This window comes from Mycobacterium tuberculosis H37Rv, from assembly GCF_000195955.2.
Classification (GTDB): Bacteria; Actinomycetota; Actinomycetes; order Mycobacteriales; family Mycobacteriaceae; genus Mycobacterium; species Mycobacterium tuberculosis.
This window is the reverse complement of sequence record NC_000962.3, coordinates 1,739,747-1,761,658: the sequence shown is the minus strand read 5'-3', so window position 1 is coordinate 1,761,658 and position 21,912 is coordinate 1,739,747. Positions and strand designations below refer to the sequence as shown.

The window sequence follows — 21,912 nt, the reverse complement described above, 5'->3', positions numbered from 1 at the left end:
GTACGGTACGGGACCGGACACCACAACGGTGCCCAGCCATTCGCACCGCTGACTCAACCGGTGGATCGGGTGAGGCTGGGGAGTATCACGTCGTCGACGAGGGCTTGCACCGTGTCCTGGGTGGGCGGCCGGTTGGGGATGATGGACCGGAAGATGAGGTAGCCGGGTAGCAGGTCCCAGAGTTCATCGCTGATGGCCGCGCTGGAGATCTCACCGCGGTCGACGGCCTGCTGCAAGATGTACTGGATCAGGGCCTTACGGTGGTCGACGAACTGATGCTGCAAAACGTCGTTGAGGGCAGGATTGCGCGACACTTCGACGAGCACCGCGCGGATGGTGCTGGCGTGTTGGCCCACCTCCCGACAGATCAGCTCCCCCAGTCGCAGCAAGTCGTCGCGCAGGTTGCCGGTATTGGGCGGGACCGCGACCTGGCGGATGCCCTCGATGAACGCGGCCAGCACCAATTCGGCTTTCGACGGCCAGCGCCGGTAGACCGTTGCCTTGCTGGCGCGGGCGCTCGCCGCAACGGCATCCACTGTTAGCCGGTCATAACCGTGCTCCTGCAGCAGCCGTAGTGTCACCGCCAGTAACTCGGTCTCTCGCGGCGACCAGGGCGAGGGGTCTGTAGGCCGATCCGCTATCTGGGTCACAGCGCCTACCATAGAACCGTTGTGGTGGTACAGGTCCGTACCGTACCGTGCCGGCGGCCAAAGCGCCCGGCCAGCGACTTTACATAGTGAGCAACATCCAACCCGCCGTCGCCGAGCCCAACACGGCCATGCCGTAACACCACAGGGCGATCACTCGGTCGAACCGGCCCAGTTGCAGCCCATGGTCGAGCACGAACCGGAACCGGTGCGCCGCATGGAACAGGGCCAGTACCACCAGGACCAGCACAACAAGCTTGGTGATCGGGTTGCGCACCATCGCCAGTAGGTGCCCGTGGTCGGGCGCGTCGAGCCACCCGAGCGGAAACGCGAGTCCGAACAGCAACAGCAGGACGGGCGCAACCAGGGCGGTGACCATGCCCCCGGCGCTGAACAGCAGCCACAGGAAGGGCTCCGCCGAGCGTCGGCGCGACCTGGCATCCGATGTCGAGGGAGTCATGACAGCACCATCCAGGCAACGATCACCGAAACCACCAGCCATGCCGCGTAGTGCCCAGCAAGGACCGCGCGAGCGGGTACCCGGCGGCCGCGAACCTGAATCACCATCGCGCGCGGTGCCGATCCGAACCAGGTAACAGCATGCAGCAGCAGGAAACTCAACGCGACGACGTTCAGCACTACGACAACCGGATTGGCGCTGAAGTCCAAAAACCGCTGGTAGGAATTCCCGCCCGCGCCAACGGCGCGCAATACCAGCATCAGATAGAGAACAAACCAGGCCACGAAGATGCAACTGATTTCGCGAAGCATGAATCGCAGGTAAGAACGCCGCCTCGCCCACCAGTATCTTTCGACCGGCTGGCGATAGGCGCTCATCCGCCCCCCCAAGGGAACAGCAACTTCTTCAGCGCGTGCGTGGCCGCGGTCAGCTTGTAGCGCTGGATCGCGCCGGCAGGATCGACGCCTTTCGGACAAGCCGTCGAACATTCGCCCACCAGGGTGCACGCCCAAGCGCCGTCGGCCGCGGCCAGGACATCCCTGCGATCCGCCGCACCTTGGTCGCGCGAGTCCAGGTTGTACCGCTGCCCCAGCGCGATCGCCGCCGGACCGAGGAAGTCGGGGTCCAGCGCGTACACCGGGCACGCCGAGTAGCACAACATGCAGTTGATACACATGCTGAACTGCTTGAATGCATCGAGTTCGGCCGGGGTCTGCCGGTATTCGCCGTCTTCGACGGGCGGTTCATCATGCCGGACGAGCCACGGCTTCACACTGGGCAGCTTGGCCATGAAGTCACTGATGTCGACAACGAGATCGCGGATCACCGGGAAGTTTCGCATCGGCTCCACCCGCACCGGCCCGGGTAGGTAATCGGCAAGGAATGTCGCGCACGCCAGCTTTGGGTCGCCGTTGATCGTCATACCACTACTGCCGCAGATACCCATCCGGCACGACCAGCGGAAGGAGAGTGTTCCGTCGAGGTGATCCTTGATGTAGGTCAGGCCGTCCAACACCGCCCATTCGCGGGTGAGGGGAACCTCGTAGGCCTGAAATGTCGGGGCCGATTCGATCTCGGGCCGATACCGGGAGACCTCCATGACAATTCGATCCATCATCCTTACCTCCCATACACGCGTTCGCCCGGTGGCCAGCGAGTGATAGTGACCGGAAGGTAGCCGACCCGCAGCGTTCCGTCGCTTTCTCTATGAACCAAGGTGTGCGCCAAGAAATGCTCGTCGTCCCGGTTCGGAAAGTCGGTTCGCTGGTGTGCGCCACGGGATTCTTCTCGGCGCAAACCCGATTCGACGATCGCCAGTGCAACGTCGAGCATCCCCGACAACTCGAGCAGCGCAGTCAGCTCGGTGTTGAATGTGCGGCTGTGATCGTCGATGCCCGCCGTGGCGAATCGTTCCTGCAGCACCCGAATCTCCTCGACCGCTTTGGTGAGGGTGGGTCCGTCACGATAAATACCCGCGGCGCTTTCCAAGGTGGCCTGCATGTCCGCCCGAATATCCGCGATTCGTTCGCCTCCCTGGCCATGGCGGCTGAGCTCACGCTCTAGCCGTAGAGCCTCGGTGCGGGCCTGAGCCCGCACTGCCGACGACGGGCCACGGTCCGACTTTTGGTGGCGCGCTGCGTAATCCGCGGCGGCACGGCCCGCTCGAGCCCCGAACACCAGCAGCTCGGGCAGCGAGTTCGACCCCAGGCGGTTGGCGCCATTAATGCTCACGCAGGCTGTTTCACCTGCGGCATATAGCCCGGGAAGCGTTGTGGCGCCGTTGATATCGGTGTGAACGCCACCCATCATGTAGTGCACTACCGGTCGTACCGGGACCAATTCGACCACGGGGTCGATGTGCTGGTAGTCGCGGCACAGCTCACGTACGAACGGCAACTTTGCATCGATCAGGTCCGCCCCCAGGTGCCGCAGGTCTAGATAGACGACGGGGCCGTACGGGGTGTCGACCGTCCTTCCTTTGTTGTGCTCGTGTACGAAGGCCTGCGACAGTCGGTCCCTGGGCCCGAGCTCCATACTGCGCAGCCTGGGCTCGGGCGTGGGCTTGCCGAGGTCGTAATCCTGGAGGTAGCGGTAGCCGTCTTTGTTGAGCAGCCAGCCGCCTTCAGCTCGTGCGGCCTCGGTGATCAAGATCCCGGTGAACGGCAGTCCGGTGGGGTGGTATTGGACGAATTCCATGTCTTTTAGGGGCGCGCCCGCGCGGAATGCGAGCGCCATGCCGTCGCCGGTCTTGATGTTCGCGTTGGTGGTGAATGGAAATACCCGCCCGCATCCGCCGGTGCACAGAATCACCGCGTCGGCAAGGATCGTCTCGATGCGCCCGGTCGCCAACTCGATAGCGACCAGACCACATACCCTGCCGTCGTCGACCAGCAGCGTCGTAGCGAACCACTCGTCATAGCGCATGACGTCGGAATAGGTGAGCAGCCGTTGAAACAACGTGTGCAGGAGGTGAAATCCCGTCTTGTCGGCGGCAAACCAGGTGCGCAGCTTCTTCATCCCGCCGAACGGGCGAACGGCAACGCGCCCGTCTGGTTTACGGCTCCACGGACAGCCCCAATGCTCGAGCTGCACCAACTCTTTGGGCGCCTCGGCCACGAAAGCCTCGACCGCATCTTGGTCACACAGCCAGTCGCCACCGGATACCGTGTCGTGCGCGTGTTCATCGAGGCTGTCGTCGTCACCGGTCACCGCCGCGGCGCCGCCCTCAGCCGAGACGGTGTGGCTGCGCATCGGGTACACCTTGGAAACGATCGCCACATCCAGGTGCGGATTGGTTTCGGCTATCGCAATCGCGGCGCGCAGACCCGCACCACCGCCGCCGATAACCACGATGTTGTGTTGGGCGGTCATCGCGCTGGTTCACGCTTCGTGATCGCCGCTGTGCTCGTCCTTCAACACCTTGCCGTCGTGTCGAATCGTGCGTACCCGCATGGATCCGTCGTGGTAGAAATGCCGGATTTCGCGGCAGCCGCAGGAAAACTTGAGGTCGTCGTAGGCAAGGCCTTCGTCGTCGCGCTCGATGTGGTGATCGCCGTCAACCATGTGCCCGCAGGGCGCTTTTTGCTTCGGGAAGTGCGTAGTGGTCGCGACCATAGTCCCGCCTCCTCCGGTGCTGGCACGTGACCTAGATCACATTCAGACTATGCCCGGGGGGATGGCGCGTCCACCGTTTGACCCGTTCGCTGGACGGCGCAGCGGCCCTGGCGGCCGCATTTGTCGCTCATTGCCTGCGGGCCAGTTCTGCGATTGTGTTTACCCGCCTGGTTGCCGTGGCTATCTCGTCGGCGAACTGCTGTCGGCGTTTGGCGATGTCCGTCGCATCGGCACCGTCGACCAGCTCGCGATGGCGAGCCAGGCGCAGTGCGGTCTTGAACAGCTCCATCGACCTGGACTCGGCGCTGGCGATATTGCGCTGCAGCTCCCACTGCTTGCCGACCTGTAGACACTCGGCCAGAAACCCTTCCTCGTCGAAAGAGTCGTCTTCATGGGCGGCCAGCCGATCGGCGACAATGTGGTAGGCATCGAGAAACGGCCGCAGCACCAGGTGGGCCAGCAGCACATCGGCCGATTCCAGCAGGCGCCACACATCGGCTGCGGCCGCGGGCTTGGAGGTGTCGACCACCGACCCGATCAGCAGTACCTCGTTTGCGAGGTCTTTCTCAAACTGGGCACGGCCAGAAAACAAGAACTCGAACTTCAGCAAGTCGCGAAGGCTCAACGCCTCATCACGCACGGTCGCCGGGGAAACCGAGCCGTTTGTTGTGGTCTCTGCGGCCGCCAGCAACGCCAACTCGGCGACGGCCCGATCGACCAGGATATGGATCGCGGTGTTGCGGTAAAACGCCGCCACCAGGTGCTGGTCCTCGCCGATGCCCCACACCGCCTCGGTGCCCGCGTCGTAGACACTCACCACGCCGGAAGCAACCATCTGATGCAAGGTCCACCGGATCGTCGAGCGATTCGTCAGATCGGCGGCGCCGGCCACCGCCCAGTTGCGGGCAGCTATGTAGCTGGCCAACGGGCGAACCGTCGCCAACACCTCGCTGATGGACAACGAGCGGTCCGCGCCCAGCAGGGCCAGACTCACCACCGCGGTGGGGGTAACCGGTGTGGCGCGGTTGATCCGGTGCTCGACATCCAACGCGATCCGTTCGATCTCGCTGCCGGTGCCCGACTTGTCGGCGCGCATCTCCTGCAGGCGCTTGCGAAGCGGCAGCGGTTCGCCGAAGTCGAGATAGGCGCGGCCCAGTCGCTCGCCCTGCTGTCGCGCCAACCGGACCAGAAAGCGCAGGTCTTCGGGTCGTTTCACCGCGCCATAGGCCTCGGTGGTCATGGCTTCCACCTCGTGCAGCTGGTCGTACACGATCGAGGTCGGCACCAAATACACTTCGGGACCGTCGATTTCGTCGACCGCATCGGTGATGTAACGCAGGATCCCGAACACCGGTGGCCGTAGCTTGCCCGTTCTGGTCCGACCCCCTTCGATCGACCAGGTGAGGTTGACATGGTTTTGCACCAGCTGCGCGGCGTAAGCACGTAATACGAAGCGGTAGACGGGAATATCTTTCGTCTGACGCCGAATGAAGATAGCCCCGGTACGTTTGGCCCAAGCGCCCATCGGAAAGAAGTTCAGGTTCGCCCCGCCGAAGGTCAGCGCCGGCGAGAGCCGGTTGGCCAGGATCGCCTCGGGCAGCAGCATCCCATCCAAGTACGAACGATGCGAGAACGCGAACGCCAGGGTGGCTTTGCGATCAAGCTTGCGCAGCTGCGTGATCTGGTCCTCGTCGACCAGTACGTCGTAGGCGCGCATGAGCCAGCGACTGAAGCCGCGCCATGCCTGCACGGCCCGCTCATCCAGCGAGGCGGCCATCTCCCGCAGATAGCCTGCCGCCTCGGCGCGCACGCTGTCCGGATCGCGTCCGAGCTCGTCGGCCAGCGCACGCAGCCGCTCGTCATACCATCGGGCATCCAGCAGTTGGGTAACCTCAACGGGGTCGGTCGCTAGCGGCGTCATTGATTCAGCAACAATACCGATGCGCTGCAGCAACTTTCGCAGTCCGATGCGGCCCACCTCCCGTGCAGTCACTGGCTAGCCCCCGTCATGCCGGTTGTGTCGATGGCACGGCAGCGGGCTCGTAAACCTGCGGTCTCAGCTCGCTGGCGTAGAGCTCCTCGATCTCCGCGGAATATTTCGCGGCGATTCGACGGCGCTTGAGTTTCATCGTCAGGGTTATCTCGTCCCCGCCGGGCTCCCACAGGGTGGGCAATATGCGGAACCGCTTGATCTGTTCGACCCGCGATAATTTGGCGTTGCCCTCGGCCACGCCGGCGGCGATGCGCGCGATCACCTCCGGGTCAGCCGCCAGAGCCGCGGGCGAGGCATCGAGGCCACGCTGGGCCGCATACGGACCGAGAGAGTCGGCGTCGAAGACCAACAGCGCGGTGTTATACGTTCGCCCGTCACCGATTGCCATCATCACCCCGACCATGGGGCACGCGGCCAGGATGGTGTTCTCGATGTTGGCCGGCGACATGTTTTTTCCGGCCGCATTGATGATCAGCTCCTTCTTGCGGTCCACCACCCGCAGATAGCCGTCGGAGTCGATATCGAAGACATCTCCGGTGTGTAGCCAGCCGTCGGAGTCGATCGCCTCCGCGGTCTTGGCCGGTTCTTTGCGATAACCCTTCATCACCAGCGGACCGCGGACCAGGTACTCACCGTCTTCGGCGATCTTGCCCTGCAGCCCGGGAAGTAGTTTTCCGACGGTGCCCAGCCGCCCGTCGCGGGGATGGCTGGCGGTGGCAACGCAGCTCAGCTCCGACATTCCCCAAATCTCGGCGATTGGGATGCCGATACCTGCGAAGAACGCGAGCGTCTCCTTGGGGATCGGCGCCGCTCCGGACAGGGCCCACCGCAGCTCGCCGAAGCCCAGCCGCTCGCGCAACTTGGACAACACCAACTCGTCGGCTTTGGCCCATTCGGCGACCAGCTGATCCGACATAGATTCACCTGCGAGCAGGGCGTTGGCGCGTTTGCCAGCCACCGACATCGCCCACGCCAACGCCTGCCGCTTCATCTCGTCGGTCTCACGAGCGACGGTGAATTCGATTCCGGCCTTAAGCTTTTCCCAAACCCGGGGAACGGCCCCCCACACGGTTGGCCGCACGTCGGGGAGCGCGGCTGCGATCGTGCGCGCGTCGGCCACCGCGGTGACCTGGGTGCCGAACATCTCCTGCAGGTACAGCCCGGTCATCCGATCGGCGATGTGCGCCGATGGCAGGAAGGACGTCACCCGATCGCCAAACCGGATTCCGAGCACCTCGTCGATGGCATACCCCTCGAACAGCAGGTTGGCGTGGGTCATCTCCACACCCTTGGGGTTTCCCGTTGTGCCGGACGTGTAGATGAGGGTGACAATGTCCTCGGGTTGTACGGCACGCCACGTCGACTCGAAGTCGAAGAAGTCGCCGGAGGCGGCCGCGTACAAATCCGTCAGCGAGAGCGTGCCGGGGGCGCGCCATCGACGCAGACGATGTGTTCGATGGGCACACCGCTGGCGCGAACGCGATCGACGTACTGTTGCTCGCAGATGACCACCTTGGTCCCCGCGTTGTCGAACACGTAGGTCAGCTGCTCGGCGGGCAGGGTGTTGTACACCGAAAACGAGGTGGCGCCGACGTGCTGAGCACCGACGTCGAGCGGGTAGAACTCGATCCGGTTCGCCATCATCAGCGAGACCGTGTCGCCGCGCCGAACTCCCAAACCTGCCAGGCCGGCAGCGACCCGCCGCACCTGCGCCGCGTAGTCTCGCCATGTCATTGTCTGGTTACCGCCGGGGGTCCGTAGCGCAACGGCGTCCGGGTCCATGACGGCGGTGCGCTGGAACGCCTCGCACATGGTTGTCGGGCGCTCTGTTGTGGTCATTTCCGTTCTCCTTGACAGCGGATCAGTATGGCCCAGGTCACATCGGTGAGCGTACGTCCACAATCGAAGGACGCGGAAGCACGGGGCCGCGACCACCGAGACCCGTGGCGGCCCATGGCCGCAAGGAGGCTCCTCGCGAGATTCGTCACGCGTTACCTGGATTTAACCTGCGCCCGTCCGAAGCGCCCGGCTTTTTCGTAGGCTTCGCTGCGGTTGGGGCCAGACAGCGCCGTGAAGCCCGGTGGGTGTGGCCGGCTGACGGGATGGTTGTGATGAATTTTTCGGTGTTGCCGCCGGAGATCAATTCGGCGCTGATGTTCGCTGGTGCCGGGCCGGGACCGATGTTGGCGGCGGCGTCGGCCTGGACCGGGCTGGCCGGCGATTTGGGTTCGGCGGCGGCCTCATTTTCGGCGGTGACCTCGCAGTTGGCCACCGGGTCCTGGCAAGGTCCGGCGTCAGCGGCCATGACAGGCGTGGCCGCGTCCTATGCTCGCTGGCTGACCACGGCCGCAGCGCAGGCTGAGCAGGCGGCGGGTCAAGCCCAGGCGGCGGTATCGGCGTTCGAGGCGGCGCTGGCGGCGACGGTGCATCCGGGCGCGGTGAGCGCCAATCGAGGTCGGTTGCGCTCCTTGGTGGCCTCGAATCTGTTGGGGCAAAACGCCCCGGCCATCGCGGCCGTCGAGGCCGTCTATGAGCAGATGTGGGCCGCCGATGTCGCCGCGATGCTCGGTTATCACGGCGAGGCGTCGGCGGTCGCCTTGTCGCTGACGCCGTTCACACCGTCGCCGAGCGCGGCAGCCACGCCCGGCGGTGCGGTGATCATCGCGGGGTTTCCGTTTCTCGATCTGGGCAACGTCACCATCGGTGGCTTCAATCTGGCCAGCGGCAATCTGGGCCTCGGCAACCTGGGCAGCTTCAACCCGGGTAGCGCCAACACGGGCAGCGTCAACTTGGGCAACGCCAATATCGGTGATCTCAACCTGGGCAGCGGCAATATCGGCAGCTACAACCTGGGTGGCGGCAACACCGGGGATCTCAACCCGGACAGTGGAAACACGGGCACGCTCAACTGGGGTAGCGGAAACATCGGCAGCTATAACCTGGGCGGCGGCAACCTCGGCAGCTATAACCTGGGTAGTGGAAATACCGGCGACACCAACTTTGGCGGCGGTAACACCGGAAATCTCAACGTGGGTGGCGGCAACACCGGGAACTCGAATTTCGGGTTCGGAAACACCGGTAACGTCAACTTTGGTAACGGAAACACCGGCGACACCAACTTTGGCAGCGGCAACCTTGGCAGTGGAAATATCGGTTTCGGCAACAAGGGCTCTCATAACATCGGGTTTGGGAACAGCGGCAACAACAACATCGGCTTCGGGCTCACCGGTGATAACCAGATAGGTTTCGGCGCCCTCAATTCAGGTAGCGGGAACCTCGGCTTCGGGAACTCGGGCAACGGTAATATCGGCTTTTTCAACTCGGGCAATAACAACATCGGCATGGGAAACTCGGGCAATGGAGTCGGGGCGCTGAGCGTGGAGTTCGGCAGTTCGGCCGAGCGCAGCTCGGGCTTCGGCAACTCCGGCGAGCTCAGTACCGGTATCGGCAACTCCGGCCAGCTCAGCACGGGCTGGTTCAACTCGGCCACCACCAGCACCGGCTGGTTCAACTCCGGCACCACCAATACCGGCTGGTTCAACTCGGGCACCACGAACACCGGAATCGGAAACTCGGGCGGAAACCTGGTCACCGGCAGCATGGGTCTGTTTAACTCCGGCCATACCAACACGGGTAGCTTCAATGCCGGCAGCATGAACACGGGCGATTTCAACTCGGGCAACGTGAACACCGGCTACTTCAACTCCGGCAACATCAACACCGGCTTCTTCAACTCGGGCGATCTCAACACCGGATTGTTCAACTCGGTCAACCAGCCGGTACAGAACTCCGGCTGGCTGCACACGGGCACCAACAACTCGGGCTACGCTAACGCCGGCACCTTCAACTCGGGCTTCGATAACAACGCCCGTGACGAACACGCCGAATTTGTCACCGGTAACTCGGGCCTGGCCAACGTGGGCAACTACAACGCCGGCATCATCAACGTGGGTGACCATCTGTCGGGCTTCAGAAACTCGGTACCCACGATCACCGGTACGGCCAACATTTCGGGTTTCGTCAATGCGGGAACCTCGATCTCTGGCTTCTTCAACTTCGGCAGCCTCATGTCGGGCTTCGCCAACTTCGACGACGAGGTCTCGGGGTATCTCAACGGGGACAGTCGGGCGTCGGGCTGGATCCATTAGCGGCGCTCACGGGCGATCGTGCGGAAACCGCTGGGGGCGGTCGCCTCGCTAACTCCCCAGACATCCAGGGCCGAGCAGCTCCTTGAGGTCACCCATCAACGCCGGCGACGGCGTCACCCGCAACGACTGATCAAGTGCCAGCGTGGTGATCCGGTCTCCGCTGATGAGCCGCAGATGCACCTGCGAGGTGCCGGGGTGGCGCGCCAACACCTGTTTGAGCGCACTCACCTTGTCAAAGGTGCACTGCCGGGTGGGCAAGCTGACCGCCAGCGGCCGCTCCACCTCGGCGTTGGAAAAGTCGGGCACTGTGAGGTCATTGGCGATCAATGCGATGCGGTCGTCACGGACCGCCACCTTGGCGTTGACCAGCACGACGGCATCGTCGACGATGTCGGCACCATAGCTGGAGTAGGTGTGCGGGAAGAACATCACCTCGATGCCGCCCGTGAGATCCTCCAATTGCGCTGAAGCCCATGGCATTCCGTTTTTGTTGACCCTCCGGTTCACCGACGCCAGGATGCCGCCCACCCGCACTTGGGCATCGTTGGGGACATCGCCGTCGAGGATCGCTGGGATCGCGGTGTCGACCTGGGCAGCCAGCAAGTGTGCCACACCGTTGAGGGGATGCCCCGAGACGTACAGTCCCAGCATCTCGCGCTCTAGGGCGAGTTTGTGTTTGTCCTCCCACTCATCATCGGGCACCTTGATGGTGAACACGGGATCTGCGGTGCCGGTCCCATCATCATTGCTGCCGAAGAGATCGAACTGCCCCAGTGCCTCGGCCTTCTTGGTGCCCAGCACCGAGTCCACCGCATCGCTGTGCACCAGGAAAAGACCCTTGCGGGCATGCCCCAGCGAGTCGAACGCACCCGCCTTGATCAGCGATTCGGTCACCTTCTTGTTGCACGCCGAGATGTCGATCTTGTTCAGGTAGTCCGAAAAGTCGGTGAACTTGCCCTTGTCGTTGCGGGTTTGGAGCAACGAGCCCACGACATTAGCGCCAACGTTGCGCACCGCGCCCAGCCCGTAGCGGATGTCTTGGCCGACCGATGCGAAGTTCAAGCCAGATTCGTTGACGTCGGGCGGGAGCACGGTGATGCCGAGCTTGCGGCAGTCGGCCAGATAAACCGCGGCCTTGTCTTTATCGTCGCCGACCGACGTCAACAGACCGGCCATGTACTCGGCGGGATAGTTGGCCTTGAGGTAGGCCGTCCAGTAGGACACCATGCCGTAGCCGGCGGCATGTGACTTGTTGAACGCGTAGTCAGCGAACGGCAGGATGGTGTCCCACAGCGCCTTGATGGCCGCCGGAGAGAACCCGTTGGCCTGCATGCCATCGGAGAAGCCCTCGAACTCCTTCTCCAGCACCTCGCGTTTCTTCTTGCCCATGGCCTTGCGTAGAATGTCGGCGCGGGCCAACGAGTAGCTCGCCACCTTCTGCGCGATGCGCATGATCTGCTCTTGATAGACGATGAGGCCGTAGGTCTCGGCGAGGATCTCGCGCAGCGGTTCTTCGAGTTCCGGGTGAATAGGTTTGATGGCCTGCCGGTTGTTCTTGCGGTCGGCATAGTCGTTGTGTGCGTTCATGCCCATCGGGCCGGGCCGGTACAGCGCGATAACGGCGACGACGTCTTCGAACCCGGTCGGCTGCATGCGGCGCAGCAGGTCGCGCATGGGCCCGCCGTCGAGCTGGAACACGCCCAGGGTGTCGCCGCGGCCCAGCAGCTCATAGGTGGCCTTGTCGTCCAGCGGCACGGATTCCAGGTCGAGGTCGATACCCCTGTTGGCCCTGACGTTGTCGATCGCGTCGCCGATGATCGTCAGGTTCCGCAGGCCCAGGAAGTCCATTTTCAGCAGACCGATGGCCTCGCACGCCGGGTAATCCCAGCCGGTGATGATGGCCCCGTCCTGCGGCCGCTTCCACAACGGGATGGCCTCAGTCAGCGGCTCGCTGCTCATGATCACCGCGCAGGCGTGCACACCCGCGTTGCGGATCAGGCCTTCCAACCCGCGTGCGGTCTGGTAGATGGTGCGTACGTCCGGGTCGGTTTCGATCAGGCCGCGGACCTCGGCGGCCTCCTTGTACCGTTCGTGGCTGGGATCGGTGATCCCAGACAGCGGGATGTCTTTGGCCATGATCGCCGGCGGCAACGCCTTGGTGATCCGGTCGGCGATGGCGAACCCGGGCTGCCCGTAGTGGATTCGCGCCGAATCCTTCAGCGCCGCTTTGGTTTTGATGGTGCCGAAGGTGATGACCTGCGCGACCCGGTCGTGGCCCCACTTGTCGGCTGCGTAGCGCACCATCTCACCGCGGCGCCGGTCGTCGAAGTCGATATCGATGTCGGGCATCGAGGTGCGCTCGGGGTTGAGGAACCGCTCGAACAGCAGACCGTGTGGAATCGGGTCGATGTCGGTGATGCCCAGCGCGTAGGCGACCAGCGAGCCGGCGGCCGAGCCGCGGCCGGGACCCACCCTTATGCCCGCCGACCGCGCGTAGCTGATCAGGTCGGCGACGATCAGAAAGTACGATGGGAAACCTTTGGAGCAGATGACGTCGATCTCGTAGGCGGCGCGCTCGCGGTACCCGTCCGGCGGACCGGCCGGAAATCGCCGGCGAAGCCCGGCGTCCACCTCGTGACGCAGCCAGGACGCCTGGTCATGCCCATCGGGCACCGGAAACACGGGCATCCGGTCGCGCGGTGTCCACACGTCGGCGTAGGACTGCACCCGTTCGGCGATCAACAAGGTGGAGTCACACGCGCCCGGCACTTCGTCGTCCCAGATCTGGCGCATCTCGGCGGCCGACTTCAGGTAGTAGCCGTCACCGTCGAACTTGAAGCGATTCGGATCCGAGAGGGTCTTGCCGGTCTGCACACACAACAAAGCCTCATGGTTGTGGGCGGCGTCGCGGGTCACGTAGTGGCAGTCATTGGTGGCAAGAGGCGGAATGTTGAGCGCGCGTCCGATCTCGAGCAGACCGTCACGGACCCGGCGTTCGATGGTCAGCCCGTGGTCCATCAGCTCAAGGAAGTAGTTGTCCGGTCCGACGATCTCCCGCCACTTCGCCGCGGCTTCGAGCGCCTCCCGATCCTGGCCGAGCCGCAGGCGGGTCTGCACCTCCCCCGACGGGCATCCGGTGGTGATGATGATGCCCTCGGCGTGTTCGGCGATGAGCTCGGCGTCCATGCGCGACCACTTGCTCAGCTGGCCCTCGAAGGAAGCATGCGAGGACAGCTTGAACAGGTTGCGCAGACCGGTGGCGTTCTCGGCCATCATCGTCAGGTGCGTGTAGGAGCCGCTGCCGGAGACGTCGTCGGCCTTTTGGCTGGGGTCACCCCACAGGATGCGCCGGGTGTCGAACCGCGAGCCCGGCGCGATGTATGCCTCCACGCCGATGATCGGCTTGATCCCGGCCTTGGTCGCGGAGTTGTAGAACTCGCTGGCACCGAACATGTTTCCGTGGTCGGTCATCCCCACCGCGGGCATCCCCAGCCGCTCCACCTCGGCGAGCATGGGCGTGATCTTCGCGGCACCGTCCAGCATCGAATACTCGGTGTGGTTGTGCAGGTGCACGAAGGAGGACCCCGCAGATGAACCGCTCATAGGGACGCCAGTCTATGACCGAGGACCGACACCGTTCGGGCGTGTCGCAAAGTGTGTCTTCTAGCGGCTAGCCGTATAGCTCGGCGAACTGCTTAAGCGACTTCTCGACGTCGCCCTTGACGGCGCGAGCCGCCGCCGAACCCAGCGGGCCGAACAGCGCACGCCCGCCCAGCTCGAGACGCAGCCCCAGCGCCGACCCGCCTTTTGTGGGTCGCACGGTGAGGGTGACTCCGTACTTTGTTCCACCCTTCCCGGATCCTGTCATCGCGACCTCATGTGGCGGGTCCCACTTGGTCACCCGCCACGTAACCCGGTTGCGCATGCCCATGGCCCGCGCGACACCCACGATCTGGACGCCTTCGCCCAGTTGATCAGGCAACTCGCTGCGCCACCCCTCATGGATGACGAGCCACTCCCCCAACTCTGACAGCTCCGAAACGTGGTCCCACGTGTCCTGCGGGCTGATGGGGACGTCAGCGGACAGCTCAACAGAGGCCATCGCATGAGACTAGCGCCGGCGACGAAGCGGGCCGTGCGCTATGGCCCGCTAAGGAGCGGCGCCATCCAACCCAGCTGTCTTGTCACACACGCCGCATTCGTCTCTGCCGGCAAGGATGGTCGTTATGCCCACCTCCTCGCGACACGCAACAGTGACTTGTCGCGCTGCAGAGGGCAAATTGTGCATCTGGCAGCACTGCGACTCGTGCGCCAGCTGCAACCCATACAACGCGGCTAGCCGGCTGGGATTGCCCAGGCCCAGCACTCCGTTCGGCACCAGGCCGGAACGCCCCTCACATCAGCGGCTGGGCCCGCCGCGCAGCCGGTTGCCGATCCGGATCGCGGGCAGCAGCAGGCTGCGCGGAGCGAATCTGCCGCTGGTGCTGACGAACTTTGGCACTATGCCCGGCACGACGGTGCGCTTACCGGAGAGCATCCCGGCGATGGCGGCTTCGGCGACGTCGTGCGGCGAAACTTGGGCGAGGGGAATGCTGAACCGCTCGGCGCTGGCGATCTCGGCCCACTCGGTGGGTACCGGGCCTGGGCACAGGGCAGTCACCGACACGCCCGTTCCGTGCAGCTCCTCCTGCACGGCTTCAGAGAACGTCAGCACAAAGGCTTTGGTAGCCGAATACACGGCCATATAGGGAATCGGCTGGAAACCCGCGATCGAGGCGATGTTGAGCACCGCACCGGCGCCGCGCTTGACCATGCCTGGCAGTGCGGCATGGGTGAGTTCCATTAACGCCAGAGCATTGAGGACGACTTCCTCGCTTTCGCGTGCGAACGGCAACTCCCAAAAACGCCCACTGGTGCCGAAACCTGCGCTGTTGCACAGCCCGGCAATCGCATCACTACGCAAGCGATCAGCCAGCTGTGCCCTCGCTTGCGTATCGGCAAGGTCGAGCGGCAAGACCTCCACCCCGACGCAGTGTTCCTGGCGCAGCTGATCGGCCAGTTCGTCGAGGCGCTCGCGGCGCCGCGCCACTAGCATCAGTGGGAAGCCGCGGCCGGCCAAGCCACGAGCCAATTCGACACCGATGCCGGAGGAGGCGCCGGTGATCACAACGGTGGTCTGATTGTTCGGTTTCGGAAGGCTCATGGTGTCACCAATGGATCCCTCGGGTGGCCCGCACAAACGTCTCGCTTCGCTTGTCGAGTTCTGATGTGTCGGTTTGGGATTCACTTCCCTTGGCTGCGGACGAGTCGCCGAACATGTTGAAGGCACGGTTACGTACCCGGTCCATCACCGCGGGGTTGACGGCGTCGGCAACGGCGGCGAACTGTCCGAACGGTGAGCTGGCTCGCCGGGGCCGATGCACGATGGCATCGGTGATCACACCGGCCGCCTGATCCGGCGTCAGCGTGGGAAACTTGTCGTAGATCGTGGTCGGGCTGATCATTGGAGTCCTTACCAATGCCATGTGCACGGTGGTGAATCGGACGTTGTCGTGCACGGTCTCGGCTTGCAACGCATCACACAGGCTGTCCAGCGCGGCCTTGCTGGCGATGTAAGCGCCGAAGCGCGGCGCGCGGGTCTGCACGCCGACTGAGGAAACGTTGACGATATGCCCGAAGTGGCGTTCTCGCATTCCGGGGATGAACTTCAGGATCAGCTGGACCGCGCCGAGGTAGTTGAGCTGCATCGTTCGCTGGTAATCGTGGATCCGGTCATAGGACAACTCCAACGAGCGCCGAATTGACCGGCCCGCGTTGTTGATCAAGATGTCGACGCCGCCGAGGTCGCCGAGCACCTGGTCGGCCATCACGGCAATCGCATCCATGTCGGATAGATCGCACGGGTAGACGTGGGCGGTCCCACCGTTGCCTCGGATCGCCCGTATGTCGTTGGCGACGTTCTCGAGGTTTTCCAGGGTGCGTGCGACCAACACCACCGTGCCGCCGGCCTCGGCAATTTTCTTCGCGGCCGCCGCACCGATGCCTGATGACCCACCAGTGATGAGGACAACCTTGCCCTTGACAGCATCATTGAGGTTGCGGCCCTGCACCGCATCGAGCAAGTTGCGCAAGTAGAAGGGCCGATATCGCCCGGCCGAGTTCGGGGTGTTGACGATGTTGGACACCGCCGCGAGCGGCTTCTCGACGAAGTTCGTTAAGTCACCAAGATTCATCGTGGGTAGCTCCTGATGGCGGCGTGGGGTGATGGACACGGGTCATGAAGCCAACCTACTAGCACATGAGCTGATGAATGGAGTCCACTACCGGCCGGTGCGGCGACCAAGGATCTGTTTGCGACGGGATCTGTGCGACGTTGGCGGCAATCAGCTTGTTACAGCTGATAATCCGAGCGTGATCGCGACCTAACCGGCAGGCAACGCCGGCATGGTCCCCTGGCACGATGGGACTACTGTCACGCTTGCGCAAACGTGAGCCGATCAGCATCTACGACAAGATCGGCGGGCATGAGGCCATCGAAGTCGTCGTCGAGGACTTCTATGTTCGTGTGCTTGCCGATGACCAACTATCGGCCTTCTTCAGCGGTACGAACATGAGCCGCCTCAAGGGCAAGCAGGTGGAGTTTTTCGCGGCCGCGCTTGGCGGGCCCGAGCCCTATACCGGTGCGCCGATGAAGCAAGTCCATCAGGGGCGCGGAATTACCATGCACCACTTCAGCCTGGTCGCCGGACACTTGGCCGACGCGCTGACCGCAGCCGGCGTGCCCTCCGAAACGATCACGGAAATCCTCGGCGTCATCGCGCCGCTGGCGGTCGACGTCACATCGGGCGAGAGCACCACGGCACCAGTCTGAGCCCTGTGGCGTGTCGCGCTGGACACCGCGTCGGTAGCCGGGTAGTCCGTTTCCATGAGATGGATCGGCGTCCTGGTGACCGCCCTGGTTCTGAGCGCCTGCGCCGCAAACCCTCCGGCTAACACAACCTCGCCGACCGCCGGGCAGTCGCTCGACTGCACCAAACCGGCAACCATAGTGCAGCAACTGGTTTGCCACGACCGGCAGTTGACCAGTCTGGACCACCGGCTTTCGACCGCCTATCAACAGGCGCTGGCCCATCGACGCTCGGCGGCGCTGGAAGCCGCACAAAGCAGCTGGACGATGCTGCGTGATGCTTGTGCGCAAGACACCGACCCGCGTACCTGTGTGCAGGAGGCCTACCAGACCCGGCTGGTCCAATTGGCAATCGCCGATCCCGCCACCGCGACTCCACCCGTCCTCACCTACCGGTGTCCCACGCAGGACGGCCCATTGACCGCACAGTTCTACAACCAATTCGACCCGAAGACGGCCGTGCTCAACTGGAAAGGCGACCAAGTGATCGTGTTCGTCGAACTGTCCGGCAGTGGCGCCCGGTATGGTCGCCAAGGCATTGAATACTGGGAACACCAGGGCGAGGTGCGCCTCGATTTCCATGGCGCCACGTTCGTCTGCCGCACCTCGTGATGCCGGTCAACCCTCGCCACGCAATATCTTTAGCGCGTGCTGCAGATCGGCCGGATACGGGCTGACGATCTCCACCCGCCGGCCGTCGGCCGGATGAGCGAACGCCAGTGAACGCGCGTGCAGCCATTGACGGTCCAACCCGAGCCTCTTCGCTAGCTTGGGATCAGCTCCGTAAACGAGGTCGCCGCAACATGGGTGATGCAACGCGGCGAAGTGCACCCGGATCTGGTGGGTGCGGCCAGTTTCCAGATGCACGTCGAGCAGGCTGGCTGCCACGAACGCTTCCAGCGTGTCGTAGTGCGTAAGGCTGTGCCGGCCATTCTTGGTGATCGCGAACTTCCATTCATGGCCGCGATGACGACCGATCGGCGCGTCGATCGTTCCGCTGGACGGATCTGGATGTCCTTGAACCAGCGCGTGGTACCGCTTGTCCACCGTGCGGTATTTGAACGCCCGCTTCAGCACGGTGTACGCCCGCTCGGAGATCGCCACTACCATCACCCCGGAGGTCCCGACGTCGAGGCGATGCACGATGCCCTGCCGCTCGTGCACCCCGGATGTGGTGATCCGGTACCCGGCGGCGGCGAGTCCGCCGAGCACCGTCGGTCCGGTCCAGCCGACCGACGCATGCGCGGCAACTGCAGCCGGTTTGTCGACCGCAACGATGTCGTCGTCGGAATACAGAATCGTCATGCCCTCGATATCGATGGGGGTGTTCTGCAGCGGCGCGGGCGCCTCGGGCAACCGCACCTGCAGCAAGGCGCCGGAGACGAGCCGATCGGACTTTCCGGCCGGCACGCCATTCAGCTCGACCGCGCCCTCTTCGGCGAGGGCAGCCGCAGCGGTCCGAGACAGTCCCAGCAAGCGGGCCAGTCCGGTGTCAACACGCATTCCCGCCAATCCATCCGGAACGGGCATTGAGCGGTCAGCCATCGGCTTTGCGCCGACCTACGGTGTCCCCGTCGGCGTGTCGCCGACCTACGGTGTCGAAGTCAAAGCCAAAGATCGACAGGATGACCAGCAGGATGGCGCCACCGACTACCGACGGATCGGCGACATTGAACACCGGCCACCAGCCGACCGACAAGAAATCGACGACGTGCCCGCGCAGCGGCCCCGGTGCCCGAAAGAAGCGATCAACCAGGTTGCCCATGGCACCGCCCAGGATCATCCCAAGACCCAGCGCCCACCACGGCGATACCAGCCGCCGCCCCATCCAGAAAATTCCGACCACGACACCCGTCGCAATCAGCGTCAAAACCCAGGTGTATCCGGTCGCCATCGAGAAGGCCGCCCCAGAATTACGCACCAGAGTCCAGGTCACCGTGTCGCCGATAATCGACACCGGCTGGCCGGGCGGCAACAGTTGGACAGCTACCACCTTGGTGACAATGTCGAGTGTGAGCACCACCACAGCGACCGACAGCAGCATGCGCAGCCGTCGCGGCGGCGCGGGAGCGTTAGGTTCCCCCGCCCCCCCGGCTTCCTCGGTCGAGGTCAGCGGATCAGCCGATCCTGTTGGTTCGTCAGGCACACCATCATCATCCCCTAGGGCCGATATGGCCCGCCCAGACCCCGCGGCCGGATGGGAGCAAACCACGTGCGCAATGATCCCATCATGGCCCGCCTCACCGTCATCACTACTGGAGGGACAATCTCGACCACCGCCGGCCCCGATGGGGTGCTACGGCCAACCCATTGCGGGGCGACGCTGATCGCCGGTCTCGACATGGACTCCGACATCGAAGTAGTCGACCTCATGGCGCTGGACAGCTCAAAGTTGACGCCGGCCGATTGGGACCGGATAGGCGCTGCAGTGCAGGAGGCATTCCGCGGCGGCGCAGATGGGGTGGTCATCACTCACGGCACCGATACGCTCGAAGAGACCGCTCTGTGGCTGGACCTCACCTATGCGGGTAGCCGCCCGGTCGTGTTGACCGGGGCCATGCTCAGCGCCGATGCCCCCGGCGCCGATGGCCCGGCCAATCTGCGCGACGCGCTTGCGGTCGCCGCCGACCCAGCCGCCCGCGACCTCGGGGTGCTGGTGAGTTTCGGCGGCCGGGTGTTACAGCCTTTGGGCCTGCACAAGGTGGCCAACCCGGACCTGTGCGGATTCGCCGGCGAGTCGCTTGGCTTCACGTCGGGCGGGGTGCGGCTGACGCGCACCAAGACGCGGCCCTATCTCGGCGATCTGGGCGCTGCCGTGGCGCCACGAGTCGACATCGTCGCCGTCTATCCGGGAAGTGACGCGGTGGCGATGGACGCCTGTGTGGCAGCCGGCGCGCGCGCCGTGGTGCTGGAGGCGCTGGGCTCGGGCAATGCCGGGGCCGCCGTGATCGAGGGAGTCCGTCGCCACTGTCGAGACGGGAGCGATCCGGTGGTGATCGCGGTGTCTACCCGGGTCGCCGGCGCGCGGGTCGGCGCAGGCTATGGTCCCGGGCACGACCTGGTGGAGGCTGGCGCGGTGATGGTACCGCGACTGCCGCCGTCCCAGGCCCGGGTGCTGCTAATGGCCGCGCTGGCGGCCAACTCACCGGTCGCCGACGTCATCGACCGTTGGGGCTGAGGCGCCGGCGGACCCCTCGACCGATAGCTGGCCGATGTAGTCCGGCCAGTCCAAGCTGTCAAGCGGGCTGGCGTTGCTGATGTCGCCGGTGTCGACGGGGAACGTCCGCGCCGAGCCCGGGCCTGAACCACGCGTTTCGAACCGCACGGTGACCACGCCGTGGCCCGCTCCCTGCACCCAGCCGTGCCCAAGCTCAGGGTGGGCGACGTCATCGCCGACCCGCCACATCGTGGCGTCGTGCGCGGCCGGCACGACCGCTCCCGGTGTTTCGACGTAATGCGCTGCCGCCGTTTCCTGCGTCAAGTCCGAGTCGGCAAACAACGACTCCTGGCGAATGTCGCTCAAACCCGAAAACCCAACACCCAGAAGACGAATTGGCCCGATTTGCAGTGGATCCGGCAGCAGCCGGCGGGCCACCGTAAACAGCGCGCCGGCGTCGGTCGTCGGGTAGGGCATCGTCGCCGAGCGGGTTAGCGTGCTCATGTCGGATTTCTTTAGCTTCACCGTGATGGTGCGGGCGCCGCGGCCGTCGCGCAGCAGGCGTTGGTGCGCGTGCTCAGCGATGGAGTCGATCGCCTCGTGCAATTGCTCCATGGTGGTCAGATCGACGGCGAACGTGGACTCGGCGCTGATTTGCTTGGCTTCGGCGCGCTCCACCACTGGGCGGTCGTCGATGCCACGGGCCAGCCGGTGCAGCGCGGGCCCAATCGTCGCGCCTAGGATGTTGGCCGCCTCGGCATCGCTCAGCGCGGCCAGCTGCCCGATCGTCTCGATGCCGAGCCGATGCAGCTTTTCCTCGGCGACCGGGCCGATGCCCCACAGCCGTCGTACCGGCAATCCGCTGAGAAGCGCTTGCTCTTCAGCGTGCCGGACTACCCGAATGCCGTCGGGTTTGGCCAGACCAGAAGCAATCTTGGCGATCTGCTTGCCCGAGCCCGCTCCGACCGAGGCAATCAGGCCGGTCTCGTCGCGCACCCGTCGCCGCAACCGTTCGCAGAACGTCTCGACGTCCTCGGCCACTGCCCCGGCGAGTTGGGGCGGTTCGGCGAACGCTTCATCGAAAGAAAGCTGTTCGACGACGGGCACCAGGCCGCGCACGGTGTCGAATACCCGGCGGCTGGCGATCCCGTACACCACCCCGCGTGGCGGCAACACCACGGCCGTCACCCCGATCAGCCTGCGGGCCTGATGCATCGGCATGGCCGATCGGGCACCGTAGGCCCGCGCTTCATAGCTCGCGCCGGCCACCACACCTCGCCCACCCAGCCCGCCAACCAGCACCGGCCGCCCCCGCAGGGTCGGCCGGGTGAGCTGTTCGACCGAGGCGAAAAACGCATCCATGTCCAGGTGCAGCACCCAGCGGGACTCCACACCCGTGATGCTATTTGGGGCTACCGAGCTAGTTTTCGCTATGGCGATCAACCTCAGCCGCTGCCATCGGCCTTGGCCGACGTGGATCTGGGCG

The 21,912-nt window shown here is 64.4% G+C and carries 19 protein-coding genes; 4 read left to right on the top strand and 15 right to left on the bottom strand.

Going from position 1 to position 21,912, the window contains the following annotated elements:
* Positions 1 to 53: 53 nt before the first annotated feature.
* From Rv1556 to fadD11, 7 genes are all read right to left on the bottom strand, one after another.
* On the bottom strand, positions 54 to 662 hold the full coding sequence (locus Rv1556) for an HTH-type transcriptional regulator (protein ID NP_216072.1): 609 nt from the start codon (positions 660 to 662) through the stop codon (positions 54 to 56).
* A 67-nt stretch (positions 663 to 729) separates the two neighbouring features.
* Positions 730 to 1,107, bottom strand: a complete 378-nt coding sequence (gene frdD / locus Rv1555) for a fumarate reductase membrane anchor subunit (RefSeq protein ID NP_216071.1) — start codon at positions 1,105 to 1,107, stop codon at positions 730 to 732.
* Positions 1,104 to 1,484 (bottom strand): fumarate reductase membrane anchor subunit, encoded by a 381-nt coding sequence (gene frdC / locus Rv1554; protein ID NP_216070.1) that lies wholly within the window; start codon positions 1,482 to 1,484, stop codon positions 1,104 to 1,106. Before frdC ends, frdD begins: the two co-directional genes overlap by 4 nt.
* On the bottom strand, positions 1,481 to 2,224 hold the full coding sequence (gene frdB, locus Rv1553) for a fumarate reductase iron-sulfur subunit (protein ID NP_216069.1): 744 nt from the start codon (positions 2,222 to 2,224) through the stop codon (positions 1,481 to 1,483). The genes frdC and frdB overlap by 4 nt, the downstream gene beginning before the upstream one ends.
* Before the next feature lie 2 nt (positions 2,225 to 2,226).
* On the bottom strand, positions 2,227 to 3,978 hold the full coding sequence (gene frdA, locus Rv1552) for a fumarate reductase flavoprotein subunit (protein ID NP_216068.1): 1,752 nt from the start codon (positions 3,976 to 3,978) through the stop codon (positions 2,227 to 2,229).
* A gap of 370 nt (positions 3,979 to 4,348) precedes the next feature.
* On the bottom strand, positions 4,349 to 6,214 hold the full coding sequence (gene plsB1 / locus Rv1551; RefSeq protein NP_216067.1) for an acyltransferase PlsB: 1,866 nt from the start codon (positions 6,212 to 6,214) through the stop codon (positions 4,349 to 4,351).
* Positions 6,215 to 6,227: 13 nt separating this feature from the next.
* The gene (fadD11, locus tag Rv1550; protein ID NP_216066.1) at positions 6,228 to 7,943 is read right to left on the bottom strand and encodes a fatty-acid--CoA ligase FadD11; all 1,716 of its coding nucleotides are present in this window, start codon (positions 7,941 to 7,943) and stop codon (positions 6,228 to 6,230) included.
* A 382-nt stretch (positions 7,944 to 8,325) separates the two neighbouring features.
* On the opposite strand from fadD11, the gene PPE21 reads away from it, so the two are divergent.
* The gene (PPE21, locus tag Rv1548c; protein YP_177817.1) at positions 8,326 to 10,362 is read left to right on the top strand and encodes a PPE family protein PPE21; all 2,037 of its coding nucleotides are present in this window, start codon (positions 8,326 to 8,328) and stop codon (positions 10,360 to 10,362) included.
* 48 nt (positions 10,363 to 10,410) lie between these two features.
* On the opposite strand, the gene dnaE1 is transcribed toward PPE21, so the two are convergent.
* From dnaE1 to Rv1543, 5 genes are all read right to left on the bottom strand, one after another.
* Positions 10,411 to 13,965, bottom strand: a complete 3,555-nt coding sequence (gene dnaE1, locus Rv1547; protein ID NP_216063.1) for a DNA polymerase III subunit alpha — start codon at positions 13,963 to 13,965, stop codon at positions 10,411 to 10,413.
* 67 nt (positions 13,966 to 14,032) lie between these two features.
* Entirely contained in the window at positions 14,033 to 14,464 is a 432-nt protein-coding gene (locus tag Rv1546; protein ID NP_216062.1) for a hypothetical protein, read from the bottom strand.
* A gap of 48 nt (positions 14,465 to 14,512) precedes the next feature.
* Positions 14,513 to 14,740 carry a hypothetical protein gene (locus Rv1545; RefSeq protein NP_216061.1) on the bottom strand — a complete coding sequence of 76 codons (228 nt, stop codon included), beginning with the start codon at positions 14,738 to 14,740 and terminating at the stop codon, positions 14,513 to 14,515.
* 21 nt (positions 14,741 to 14,761) lie between these two features.
* Positions 14,762 to 15,565 carry a ketoacyl reductase gene (locus Rv1544; RefSeq protein NP_216060.1) on the bottom strand — a complete coding sequence of 268 codons (804 nt, stop codon included), beginning with the start codon at positions 15,563 to 15,565 and terminating at the stop codon, positions 14,762 to 14,764.
* 4 nt (positions 15,566 to 15,569) lie between these two features.
* Entirely contained in the window at positions 15,570 to 16,595 is a 1,026-nt protein-coding gene (locus tag Rv1543; RefSeq protein NP_216059.1) for an oxidoreductase, read from the bottom strand.
* 227 nt (positions 16,596 to 16,822) lie between these two features.
* On the opposite strand from Rv1543, the gene glbN reads away from it, so the two are divergent.
* Both glbN and lprI read left to right on the top strand, forming a co-directional pair.
* Entirely contained in the window at positions 16,823 to 17,233 is a 411-nt protein-coding gene (glbN, locus tag Rv1542c; protein NP_216058.1) for a hemoglobin GlbN, read from the top strand.
* Between the two features lie 54 nt (positions 17,234 to 17,287).
* Positions 17,288 to 17,881: a lipoprotein LprI gene (gene lprI, locus Rv1541c; RefSeq protein ID NP_216057.1), complete on the top strand. Its 594-nt coding sequence runs from the start codon at positions 17,288 to 17,290 to the stop codon at positions 17,879 to 17,881.
* A gap of 6 nt (positions 17,882 to 17,887) precedes the next feature.
* Here the strand turns inward: lprI and Rv1540 are convergent, their stop codons facing one another.
* Together Rv1540 and lspA are read right to left on the bottom strand one after the other, a co-directional pair.
* Positions 17,888 to 18,814 (bottom strand): RNA pseudouridine synthase, encoded by a 927-nt coding sequence (locus Rv1540; protein NP_216056.1) that lies wholly within the window; start codon positions 18,812 to 18,814, stop codon positions 17,888 to 17,890.
* A complete protein-coding gene (gene lspA / locus Rv1539) occupies positions 18,807 to 19,415 on the bottom strand; it encodes a lipoprotein signal peptidase (protein ID NP_216055.1) in 609 nt (202 codons plus the stop codon). The genes Rv1540 and lspA overlap by 8 nt, the downstream gene beginning before the upstream one ends.
* Positions 19,416 to 19,466: 51 nt before the next feature.
* Between lspA and ansA the strand changes: the two genes are divergently transcribed.
* Complete coding sequence (gene ansA / locus Rv1538c; protein NP_216054.1) at positions 19,467 to 20,447, top strand: L-aparaginase; 981 nt, start codon at positions 19,467 to 19,469, stop codon at positions 20,445 to 20,447.
* Here ansA and dinX read toward each other — a convergent pair.
* Positions 20,412 to 21,803 (bottom strand): DNA polymerase IV, encoded by a 1,392-nt coding sequence (gene dinX, locus Rv1537; RefSeq protein ID NP_216053.3) that lies wholly within the window; start codon positions 21,801 to 21,803, stop codon positions 20,412 to 20,414. The two genes, ansA and dinX, sit on opposite strands and share 36 nt — an antisense overlap.
* Positions 21,804 to 21,912 lie beyond the last annotated feature (109 nt).